General features: G+C 46.0%; 1 protein-coding gene. It reads right to left on the reverse strand.

Translation table 11 applies throughout. The features are described from left to right. Positions 1 to 265: transposase (locus AB4238_RS20375; RefSeq protein ID WP_372035238.1), on the reverse strand; the 265-nt coding region annotated here is incomplete at both ends.

Here is a 265-nt window from a genome sequence, read left to right on the forward strand (position 1 = left end):
AGGTTGCCTTTTCTTCTTTAAGCACATTGAGTGTGGTTTCATCAGCTTGGATAACGGCCTGTTCAAGCAATACTGCACGCAACCTATCATAAAGGGGTTGAAGTAAGTCACTGCACTTCATCATCCAGTCGGCCATGGTTTTACGGCTCATCTCGATGCCGTATTGCTCAAACATGCTTTCTTGGCGATATAGAGGCAAGCCATATTGGTATTTGCTGGTGATGATTTGGCTGAGTAAAGATGCGGTCGCAATGCCCTTGGGGAT

The organism is Shewanella sp. 10N.286.45.A1, from assembly GCF_041470405.1.
Taxonomy (GTDB): Bacteria; Pseudomonadota; Gammaproteobacteria; order Enterobacterales; family Shewanellaceae; genus Shewanella.